Origin of the sequence: Brevundimonas sp. (assembly GCF_029946145.1) — a bacterium.
Taxonomy (GTDB): Bacteria; Pseudomonadota; Alphaproteobacteria; order Caulobacterales; family Caulobacteraceae; genus Brevundimonas.
The window spans coordinates 144,450-154,812 of record NZ_JAQSDY010000026.1 but is presented as its reverse complement, the minus strand read 5'-3'; the positions used below and the strand labels follow the sequence as shown (position 1 = coordinate 154,812).

The window sequence follows — 10,363 nt, the reverse complement described above, 5'->3', positions numbered from 1 at the left end:
CTCCAGCTCCAAAAACACCTTATCTTGGTGTCCTCGAAACCGGGTGCAGCTCAAAGCGCCTACGTGCGGGCCTGCGAACACCGCGTGAAAATGACAAAGCTCTTGGCTGAGCAGCGCGCGGAGGCCGTTCGGTTGGACCGAGAGCGCCGGTTGAAGGAAGAAGAAGCGCGGCGCGCTTCGCTCCTGAGCATGGCGTCAGATCTGAGAGCGGCCTCGGATATCCGAGCCCTGGTCAAAACAGTTTTGGAGAACGCGAGCGGTCGAGACGTCGAGCCCGAGCACCTCGCGAAATGGTCAGACTGGGCGCTCGCCGTCGCAGACCGTACGGACCCACTCAACCACCTTCGGTTTTCACCTACAGGCGAGGCTCACATTCAAGAGCCGACCCTGCCTGATGCTGGCTCGACTTAGGGACGAACCCGCCTTGGGTTTCACGGACGGGTTCGCCGTGTATGGTCAAGCTATGGAACCCGCAATCACTGCTTCGCTGCTCTACAATCTCGTCCAATGCCCAAAGCGCGTTGAGCGCGATCTGTTTGGAGACCCTGCCGAACGCGACGAGGTAAGCCCTTTCGTCAGCATGCTCTGGGAGCGAGGAACGCTTTACGAGAGCGAGGTCCTGGCCAGCGGCCGGTTCACCGTGCTCGATCTGTCCGGAGTGAAGGATGCTGCTGAAAATGAGCGGCTAACGCTTGATGCCATGCGGCGAAGCGAACCGCTCATCTACGCGGGCCGCATAAGGGCGGCAGAACTCGTTGGCATTCCGGATCTGCTGCGTTTCGAGAACGGAGCGTATACTCCCATCGATATCAAGTCAGGCCGTGGCGAAGAAGGCGGCGAGGATGATCACGACGGCAAGCCGAAACTTCACTATGCCGTGCAGCTTGCTCTCTACGTCGATGTCTTGGAGCGCTTGGGCTTTTCCGCCGGTCGCTATGGCGTGATCCTGGACGTGCAAGGTCGTGAGGTTCGGTACGATCTGACTGCGGCGCGCGGCCCGAAAACGCCGCTAAGTCTATGGGATGAGTATCAAGCCTCCCTGACCACGGCCCAGGCGATCGTTTCGAAAAACGTTAGCCCCAAGGGCGCGCTAGCGAGCTCCTGTAAGCTTTGTCATTGGTATTCGAAGTGCGTTGCCGTCTTGCGGGCCGACGACGACCTGACCCTGATCCCTGTTTTGGGGCGGGCCATCCGCGACGCCATGCACGACACCATCGATACCGTTTCAGCGCTGGCGGCGATCGATCCGGAGGCGTTCATCGAGAAGGGCAAGACGGTCTTTAAGGGCGTCGGAGCCGAACGGCTTAAGACGTTCCATGCGCGGGCTCGGCTGCTCACCGATCCAGACGCGAAACCGTATCTCAAAGCCCCCATCGCCCTCCCTGTCTCAGAGGTCGAGTTCTTCTTCGATATCGAGGTCGACCCCCTTCGAGATTTCACTTACCTGCACGGAATCGTCGAGCGGCGGGGCGGCGACAATGCGACCGAACGATTCGTCGCTTTCTTCACTGAGAACGAAAGTCCCGACGCCGAGCGCGCCGCTTTCTCGGATTCGATTGCGTACCTAAACAGCGTGCCCGGCGCGACGATCTGGTATTACTCGAAGTACGAGCGGACTATCTATCGGAAGCTCCAGGCCCGGTATCCGGACGTCTGTTCGGCCGACGAAATCGAGCAGCTTTTCGATCCGGCCCGTACGATTGACCTCTACAACGATGTGGTCACCCGCGCGACCGAATGGCCAACCAACGATCAATCCATCAAGACCCTAGCCAAGTACCTGGGTTTCGCATGGCGCGACAACAATCCTTCCGGGGCGGCGTCGATCGAGTGGTTCGATCGCTGGGTTCGGGAGCGAGACCCTGCCGTGAAGGCTCGAATCCTAGACTACAATGAGGACGATTGCCGGGCCACGAGGGTGCTTTTGGACGGCATCCGAGAGCTGGCGTACTAGCCAATCCACCGGGAAACGAATTTATGGCTCTGCTGTCATTCGAAGAGGCGATCGCCCACTCTGAGCAATACGCCAAGCGCCATCTTCTGCTCGGCAATGGGTTCAGTATCGCCTGCAGAGCTGACATTTTTCACTACGGCTCACTCTTCGCACAGGCCGACTTTTCCGCAGTACCGGAAGTCATCAAGGTTTTCGAGGCGCTCGGGACGCAGGATTTTGAGATCGCGATCAGATCCCTCGAAAACGCTGCTCAAATTTTACCTGCCTACATCGATGCCAGCGCAGATCCGCAGGTCCTCATGATAGCGCACGCGGCCGCGCTTAAAGAAATCTTGCTTCAGACGATTGCGGCGAACCACCCCCGTATTCCAGGGGAGATTTCGGACGCAAAGTTTTGGGCCTGCAGGTCGTTCTTGGCGCATTTCGCCATGCCTGGCGGCGGACAAATCTATAGTTTGAACTATGATCTTCTTCTCTACTGGACGCTCATGCATGAGGACATGCCATTCAGCGCGCCCGTGCTTATTGAGAAGACCGATGGCTTCGGTAATGACGAAGATGCACCTGACGCAGACTATGTGGTTTGGCAGGGCGAAACGGCAGCACATAGTGCGTGCATTCACTTCCTACACGGCGCGTTGCATCTCTTCGATTCTGGAGCAGAACTGAAGAAATATACGTGGGTGCGAAAACAGGAGCCGCTCATTGAGCAAGCGCGCTCCGCGATCGAAGGCAACGCATTCCCATTGTTCGTTGCGGAGGGATCGAGCGCGCAGAAAAAGGACAAAATTCGTCACAACGCCTATCTCTACCAAGGATTCAAACAACTGACTGTCAACGCCGGAAGGGGCAACCATTGCTTTTTCATTTTCGGCCACTCGCTGGCGGCCAATGACGACCACATCCTGAATAGGCTGGCGCGAGGGAAATTCCCTCATCTCTATATTGGAATCTATGGAGACCCACTGTCCGCAGACAACGAGCGCATAATGAATCGGGCACAGGAACTGAGCGGCTTGAGGTCCCTGCGCTACCCGCTTCAGATTTCCTTCTACGACGCCAAGAGCGCCAACGTATGGGGTGCTGCGTGACCCGAAAATATTCGCCCCGTTAGACCAAGCTGATCTGGCCGTGAGGACCTGGCTCCGGGCGTGGTGCCTGTTCTGCAGCTGTTCCGGCCCCTGGCCTTATCCCCAAATTCGCTTGACGAGAACACAACACGAACATAGAACATAGACAGAACACGCAATCTGGGGACAAGATCATGGCGCGCTGGATGAGGGAGACGCTGTCGCTTGCGTCGTGCGGCGGTTTCGTCTGGATGTGCTGGCAGGTCGCGTTGGCGCTTCCGGCCGCCTGACGGCTGACTTTTTCGGAGCGTCTGGGTCCGGTGAGTCCGCAATGCCCGCTGTTTTTCAGCGGACTCTGGCGGCTTTGATCGGCGGGCGAGTCGGGGTCTGATCGAACCATGAGTGGAGGCGGCGGACAGTGAGCGGGGCAGGGGACCAAGGCTTCATTCACCTCCGCGTCCGCTCGGCCTATTCGCTGCTGGAGGGCGCGATCAAGGCGGGCAAGGTCCCGACCCTGGCGGCTGACGCGGGCATGCCGGCGGTGGGCGTGGCCGACCGGGCCAATCTGTTCGGTGCGCTGGAGTTCAGCGAGGCGGCCAGGGGGGCGGGCGTCCAGCCGCTGGTGGCCTGCGCCATTCCTGTCACCGGCATCGGCGGCAAGATCAACGAGCGCTGGGCCAGGGTCCCGACCGTGGTTCTGCTGGTCCAGAACGAGGCCGGCTGGCTGAACCTTTGCGCCCTGTCATCCTCGGCCTTCCTCGACGCCGGGTCGATGGACGAGCCCAGCGTACCGTGGACCATGGTGGAGGAACGGTCCGAGGGCCTGATCCTGCTGTCCGGCGGCCCCGACGGCCCCGTCGATCCCCTGTTCGTCCAGTCCCGACCCGACGAGGCCGCCGTCGCCCTCGCCGAGATGGCCCGGGTGTTCGGCGATCGCTTCTATGTCGAGCTGCAACGCCACGGCCTCGCCAGCGAGGGCCAGGCCGAGCGCGGGCTCGTCGAGTGGGCGTATGCGAACGACGCACCCCTTGTCGCCACCAACGACGTCCACTACGCTAGGGCGGCCCAGGCCAAGTCCCACGACGCCCTGATGTGCATCGCCGACGGCGCCTTCACCGGTCAGGAGGACCGGCGCCGCGTCACCGATCAGCACTGGTTCAAGCCGGCGGCGGCCATGCGGGCGCTGTTCGCCGACCTGCCAGAGGCCTGCGACAACACCATAGAGATCGCCCGTCGCTGCGCCTTCCTCACCCCCACGCGGGCGCCCATCCTGCCGCGCTTCGACGCCGGCGCAGGCCGCTCCGAGCCTGACGAACTGATGCATCAGGCCCGCGAGGGGCTGAAGGCGAGGCTGCAGGCGGTGACTCCCGCGGCCCCCGAGGAAGACTACTGGACCCGCCTCGAATGGGAGGTCGGCGTCATCCAGCAGATGGGCTTCCCCGGCTATTTCCTGATCGTGTCGGACTTCATCAAATGGGCCAAGAACCACGGCATCCCCGTGGGGCCGGGGCGGGGCTCCGGCGCCGGCTCGCTGGTGGCCTGGGCCCTGACCATCACCGACCTCGACCCGCTGCGGTTCGGCCTGCTGTTCGAGCGGTTCCTGAACCCCGAACGCGTCTCCATGCCCGACTTCGACATCGACTTCTGCCAGGAGCGGCGGGAAGAGGTGATCGACTACGTCCAGGCGCGCTACGGCAAGGACCGGGTGGCCCAGATCATCACCTTCGGCACCCTGCAGGCGCGGGCCGTGCTGCGCGACGTCGGCCGGGTGCTGCAGATGCCGCTGGGCCAGGTCGACCGCCTCGCCAAGATGGTGCCGGCCAACCCCGCCAATCCCGTGACCCTGGCCCAGGCCATCGAGATCGAGCCCCGCCTGCGCGAGGCGCGCGACACCGACAAGGCCGTGGCCACCCTGCTGGAGACGGCGCTCGAGCTGGAGGGGCTGTACCGCAACGCCTCGACCCACGCCGCCGGCATCGTCATCGGCGACCGGCCCCTGATCGAGCTGGCGCCCCTGTACCAGGACCCGCGCTCGACCATCCCGGCCAGCCAGTTCAACATGAAATGGGTCGAGGCCGCCGGTCTGGTAAAGTTCGACTTCCTCGGCCTCAAGACCCTGACCGTGCTGGACCGCGCGCGCCAGTATCTGGAACGGCGCGGCGCCGCCCCCGACTGGAACGGCCTGCCGCTGGACGATCCGAAAACCTATGAGCTGATGGCCTCGGGCCAGACGGTCGGGGTGTTCCAGCTGGAATCCCAGGGCATGCGCGACACCCTGCGCAAGATGCGCTGCGGTTCGATCGAGGAGATCACCGCCCTGATTTCCCTCTACCGGCCCGGGCCGATGGAGATGATCGACACCTATATCGACCGGAAATTCGGCCGGCAGCAGGTGGACTATCTGCACCCCTCCCTGACCGAGGTGCTGACCGAGACCTATGGCGTCATCATCTACCAGGAGCAGGTGATGAAGATCGCCCAGGTCCTGGCCGGCTACAGCCTCGGCGAGGCCGACCTTCTTCGCCGCGCCATGGGCAAGAAGAAGAAGGAGGAGATGGACTTCCAGCGCGCCCGCTTCATCGCCGGCGCGTCGGAAAAGGGCGTGCCCGAGGAACAGTCGGGCGGCATCTTCGATCTGGTGGCCAAGTTCGCGGGCTACGGCTTCAACAAGTCGCACGCCGCCGCCTACGCCCTGATCAGCTTCCAGACCGGCTGGCTGAAGGCGACCCACCCGGTCGAATTCATGGCCGCGTCCATGTCGCTCGATCTCAGCAATACCGACAAACTGGCTGTCTTCTATCAAGATTGTCGCCGCTTCGAGGTGCCGATCAAGTCGCCGGACGTGAACCGGTCCTCGGCCGATTTCGACGTGGCCTGGGACGACGGAAAAGGCGCCGTACTCTACGCCCTGGGCGCCATCCGCAACGTCGGCCTGGAGGCGATGAAGCATCTGGTCGAGGTGCGCGAGACCGGCGGCCGTTTCACCGACATCTTCGACTTCCTCGAACGCGTCGACCCACGCAGCGTCAACAAGCGGGCGCTGGAGAACCTTGCCCGCGCCGGCGCCTTCGACAGCTTCCATCCCAACCGCCGCCAGCTGTTCGAACAGGCCGACACCCTGATGGCCTATTGCCAGAGCGTGGCGGCCGAGCGCGCCTCGTCCCAGGTGTCCCTGTTCGGCGGCGATCAGGCCGGCGCCGCCCGCCCGCGCCTCAAGCCGGTCGAGCCCTGGGTCGGTCCCGAAAAGCTGGATCAGGAACTGGCCGCCGTCGGCTTCTACCTGTCCGGCCACCCGCTGGAGGACATGGCCCCGGCCCTGAAGCGCAAGCGCGTCACCTTCGTCGCCGAGGCCACGGCCCTGGCCGAAAGCGGCCACGAGGCCTTCCTGATGGCCGGCGTGGTTCGCCGCCGTCAGGAGCGGGCCAGCGCCAAATCGGGCGAGAAATTCGCCTTCGTCACCTTTTCCGACCCGACCGGCGAGTTCGAATGCCTGTTCCCGCCCGAACAGCTGCGCAAATGCCGCGAGGTGCTGGAGGTCGGGGCCTCGATCATGGTCCGGGTGCGCGCCAAGTCGGCCGACGGCGAGGTGCGTTTCTTCGGCGACGACGCCTCGCGTCTCGACACGCTCATCGACGACGGCGCCATGGGCCTGCGCATCCACGTCTCGGCCCGATCCGCCGACGCCGGGGCCCTGCGGACGCGGCTCGAGAAGGCCAAGTCTCCGGGCAAGGGCGGCGAGGTCTCCCTGATCGCCTCGCTGGACGGTCGCCGCGAGGTCGAACTGAAACTGCCGGGCCGCTACCGGCTGGACGGCGCCCTCAGGGGCGCGTTGAAATCGGCGCCCGGGGTCGTACTGCTGGAGGATGCGTGATGGCTGACGCCAAAACTCACGAGGGCTCCTGCCACTGCGGCGCGGTGGCCTATGAGGTCGACACCGACCTGGAAGGGCTGGTCGAGTGCAACTGCTCTCACTGCCACCGCAAGGGACTGGTGCTCAACTTCGTCTCGCCGGACGCCTTCCGCCTGACGGCGAAAGGGCCCCAGACCGAATATCTGTTCAACACCCACAAGATCCGCCATCTGTTCTGCGACACCTGCGGGGTCCAGTCGTTCGCGCGCGGCTCGACGGCCGACGGCAAGGAGATGGTGGCGGTCAACATCCGCACCCTGACTGATATCGAACCCTTCAGCTGGACCGCCCAGCGGGTGGACGGGCGCAGCTTCTAGGCCGCGTCGGTCACCGCATAGACCATGATCCCCGTCGCCACGGCCAGGTTCAGGCTGTCGGCGCGACCGCGCATGGGGATCTTGACGTTGACGTCGCAGGCCTCGGCCAGGGCGTCGGTCAGGCCGGCCTGTTCGTTGCCCATCAGGATCAGGGCCGGATGCTGGATCGCCGCGTCGCGATAGCCCTCGGTCGCGTCCAGCCGGGTGCCGATGACGCTGCCCGGCCAGCTCTGACGCCAGGCCAGGAACTCGGCCGGCGTGGTTCGGGCGATGGCCACGGCGAAGACCGAGCCCATGGTCGCCCGCACCGCCTCGACCGAATAGGGATCCACGCAGTCGCCGATCAGGATCACCCCGCCGCAGCCGGCGGAATCCGCCGTGCGGATGATCGTCCCGAGGTTCCCGGGGTCACGCACCTGTTCCAGCGCCACCCACGCCGGGGCGGAGCCCGGCTGGATCGTGGACAGCGGCGTATAGACCTGATCGAAGACGCCCAGCACGGTCTGCGGATTGTCCCGCCGGCTGATCTTCTCGAGGATGGCGTGGGTCACGACGACCACCTCGCCGCCGCCCGCCCGCGTCGCCTCGCGGGCGCGGTCGAGGATCGGATGCGGCCGGGCGTCCTCGCCGACCAGCAGCAGCCGCGGGGCGCGGTTCTGATCCAGCGCCTCGCCGATGAATTTCAGCCCCTCGGCCAGAAACCGCCCCGTCGCCTCGCGCTCCTTGCGCATGTGCAGGGCCCGCACGGCCTTGACCGTGTCATTGGTCAGGGAGGTGATCAGGCGGTCGATCACGCTGACCACCGCGCGAAGAAGCTCAGGCCGATCGCGCGCCCGCCCGGCCCATCCTCGGCCAGGGCCAGCTCGCCCCAGTCGATCGTCCCGCTCCTGTCGGCTGTCGCCTCGGCCATCAGGTGCGACAGCGACAGGCCGGAGATGCGCGCCGCATAGGCGTTCAGCAGCAGGAAGGACGCATCGTCCGACAGCAGGGCGGCGCAGTCCTTCAGCAGGCCGGGCAGATCCTCGAACAGCCGCCAGACCTCGCCGGTCGGGCCCCGCCCGTATTTGGGGGGATCGAGGATGATCCCGTCGTATTTCGAGCCCCGCCGCACCTCGCGGGCCACGTATTTGCGGCAGTCCTCGACGATCCAGCGGATCGGCTTGTCGGACATGCCGGACAGTTCTGCGTTCTCACGCGCCCAGGCGACCGACTTCTTGGACGCGTCGACATGGGTCACCTCCGCGCCCGCCGCCGCGCAGGCCAGGCTGGCCACGCCGGTGTAGCCGAACAGGTTCAGGACCTTCGGCTTGCGCAGGGTTCGGATGCGCCCGTCCAGCCATTCCCAGTTCGCGGCCTGCTCGGGGAAGAAGGCCAGGTGCCGGAACGGCGTGAACCGGCTGGTGAAGCGCACGTCGCGCCAGGCCAGGGGGAAGGTGTCGATCGGATTGCCCGCGAATCGCCAGCGGCCGCTCTCGTCCTCGTCGGTCGGATCGAACACGGCGTCAGCGGCGTCGAAGGCCGAGGGATCGCGTGGCGACCAGAAGCACTGGGGCTCCGGCCGGACCACGGTATGGCGGCCATAGCGCTCCAGCTTGCGGCCGCCGCCGCTGTCCAGCAGGGCGTAATCGGCCCAGGCGCGGGTGACCAGGGTCTCAGGCGACGGGTTCAGGCGCGGCGGCATGAAGGGCTGATAGGCGGAGAGGCGCTGTCTCGTCCAGCACGTCGTGCGTTTCAGCCGCCCCGGCCGGCGCATCGCGGCGATGGCGGGTCTTGTCCCAGGCGAAGGGATCAAGGACCAGACGCCAGGCGGCGTGGGCGAAGGCGAGGCTGAGCAGGGCCCAGTAGGCCGGCGCGGCGATCATGTCGGAGGGGCCATAGGGCACGCCCGCCCGCCGGGCGCCGATGGCGCAGGACAGCCATGCGGACGCCGCTCCCAACACCAGCACGCTGAGGGCCAGGGCGGGCGTCTCGGGCGGCAGGCCGGCCATCAGGGCGACAAGAACCGTCGCCGCCACCCAGGCCAGCGACAATCCGTGCAGCGCCGCCGACGCCAGCCCCGCGCCGACCGTCATGACCAGGGCCGCCGCGCCTCGCCCGCCCAGCCGCCAGGGTTCGCGGGTGTGCACGCCCCAAGTCTGCATATAGCCCTTCAGCCAGCGCGTTCTCTGCGGCAGCCAGTTGTCGAGGCCGCCGGGCGGCGTTTCCCACGTCGGTCGCGAGAGGACGCCCAGCCGCCAACCCCGCCTCCACAGTCTGAACCCGAGGTCCGCGTCCTCGGTCACGTTCCAGGAATCCCAGCCCTCCACGGCGCTGAGCACATCGGTGCGAAAGTGATTACTGGTCCCGCCCAAAGGGAACGGAAGGCCCAGGCGCGCGATGCCGGGCAGGGCCGTTTCGAACAGGCTGGCGTATTCGGCCGCGAACTGCCGGTCGAGGAAGGGCGAGGCATCCGGGGTCCGGCTCCGGCGAATGCGCAGGGGCGCCTGCAGGCAGGCCAGCCGGCCCGTCGGGTCCGCGACGAACCGCGCGGCGGCTTCCCGAAGCTGGAGCGGGTCCGGATCGTCTTCGGCGTCATAGACCGTCAGCAGTTCGCCCGTGGCCTGGGCGAGGGCGCAGTTCAGCGCGCGGGGCTTGGTCTGCGGCTTGCCGGGCGGGATCACGAAGACCTCCAGCCAGTCCGGCCGGGGGGTCGCGAGGGCGGCGGCGATGGTGTCGTGATCGTGGGCCTCCAGCACCAGCAGCCCCTGCAGCCTGTCGGCAGGGTAGTCGATCCGCGAGAGACGGCCGATCAGCTGGCTGACGATCTCGGCCTCCTGATACAGCGCCGCCACGACCGTATAACGGGGCCAGACCACCGGCTCGGGCGGGGGAGGCGGGGCTGTGGCGCTGAGCAGGATCAGGGCCGCGCGCCAGAAGGCCACGGCGAGAAAACCCCAGGCTCCGGCAAGAACGACGCCGCTTCCGAACCGCTCCGGCTGGAACCAGGCCAGCGCCCCGACAGTGGCCGCGAAGGCAACGACGGCTGCGAGCTGTACAGGCGCGAAACCGCGCATGGCCGCGCTCTGGTCGAGCGGCGGCCCATGGCGCGTGGCGTCGCGCGGGCGATCCTCAA

8 protein-coding genes are annotated in these 10,363 nt (G+C 65.8%); 5 read left to right on the top strand and 3 right to left on the bottom strand.

All coding sequences use genetic code 11. The features are described 5' to 3' along the window. From PSV23_RS12115 to PSV23_RS12095, 5 genes are all read left to right on the top strand, one after another. On the top strand, positions 1 to 411 hold a 411-nt coding region (locus PSV23_RS12115; protein WP_300469282.1), incomplete at its 5' end, for a hypothetical protein. After that, positions 395 to 1,954, top strand: coding sequence for a TM0106 family RecB-like putative nuclease (locus PSV23_RS12110; protein ID WP_300469280.1), 1,560 nt, complete (start codon positions 395 to 397; stop codon positions 1,952 to 1,954). The genes PSV23_RS12115 and PSV23_RS12110, both read left to right, overlap by 17 nt. A gap of 23 nt (positions 1,955 to 1,977) precedes the next feature. After that, entirely contained in the window at positions 1,978 to 3,045 is a 1,068-nt protein-coding gene (locus PSV23_RS12105; protein WP_300469278.1) for a DUF4917 family protein, read from the top strand. Between the two features lie 397 nt (positions 3,046 to 3,442). Beyond that, positions 3,443 to 6,895, top strand: coding sequence for a DNA polymerase III subunit alpha (dnaE, locus tag PSV23_RS12100; protein ID WP_300469276.1), 3,453 nt, complete (start codon positions 3,443 to 3,445; stop codon positions 6,893 to 6,895). Further along, entirely contained in the window at positions 6,895 to 7,251 is a 357-nt protein-coding gene (locus tag PSV23_RS12095) for a GFA family protein (protein ID WP_300469274.1), read from the top strand. Before dnaE ends, PSV23_RS12095 begins: the two co-directional genes overlap by 1 nt. Here PSV23_RS12095 and PSV23_RS12090 read toward each other — a convergent pair. From PSV23_RS12090 to PSV23_RS12080, 3 genes are read right to left on the bottom strand one after another with little or no spacing between them, the layout of a single operon-like run. Continuing rightward, positions 7,248 to 7,982, bottom strand: coding sequence for a TrmH family RNA methyltransferase (locus PSV23_RS12090; RefSeq protein WP_370461061.1), 735 nt, complete (start codon positions 7,980 to 7,982; stop codon positions 7,248 to 7,250). The genes PSV23_RS12095 and PSV23_RS12090 overlap by 4 nt on opposite strands. Before the next feature lie 59 nt (positions 7,983 to 8,041). Beyond that, positions 8,042 to 8,932 (bottom strand): class I SAM-dependent methyltransferase, encoded by an 891-nt coding sequence (locus PSV23_RS12085; protein WP_300469270.1) that lies wholly within the window; start codon positions 8,930 to 8,932, stop codon positions 8,042 to 8,044. Then, positions 8,904 to 10,304 carry a glycosyltransferase family 2 protein gene (locus PSV23_RS12080; RefSeq protein ID WP_300469268.1) on the bottom strand — a complete coding sequence of 467 codons (1,401 nt, stop codon included), beginning with the start codon at positions 10,302 to 10,304 and terminating at the stop codon, positions 8,904 to 8,906. Before PSV23_RS12080 ends, PSV23_RS12085 begins: the two co-directional genes overlap by 29 nt. Positions 10,305 to 10,363 lie beyond the last annotated feature (59 nt).